Source organism: Prevotella sp. P4-98 (genome assembly GCF_002251405.1).
In the GTDB taxonomy this organism is placed as follows: domain Bacteria; phylum Bacteroidota; class Bacteroidia; order Bacteroidales; family Bacteroidaceae; genus Prevotella.
On the sequence record NZ_NPJC01000056.1, the window covers coordinates 1 to 380 of the forward strand.

The 380-nt window shown below is 40.0% G+C and carries 1 protein-coding gene; it reads left to right on the forward strand.

Translation table 11 applies throughout. From position 1 onward, the window contains the following. Positions 1 to 263 (forward strand): transposase (locus CIK96_RS08355; protein ID WP_216820943.1); only part of this gene is annotated, 263 nt, incomplete at its 5' end. Positions 264 to 380 lie beyond the last annotated feature (117 nt).

Consider the following 380-nt stretch of genomic DNA (forward strand, 5'->3'; position numbering starts at 1 on the left):
TGGTGACAGGGTTGCGCGTAAACATGAAAAACAAGCTGATGCCGTTCTATGACAGAATGATGCTGCGCAAGAGATACATTATCGAAACCATTAACGACATGCTGAAGAATACGGCACAGATTGTACATTCACGCCATAGATCTGTAAGCAACTTTATCATGAACCTTATTTCTGCCTTGGGAGCATATTGTTTCTTTGATAACAAGCCAAAGGCATTGAAAGGATACTGCATCGAAGACACGAAGCAACTTACATTGTTCTAAGGACAGAATAATCTCTTTCGATTCTTTATATATAGCCCATGTCTGATGGTATGGGAAGAGAATTCACGTATCTGTCTTCACATGCAACTAATCGCTATTTTATCCCGAATTGGGGTA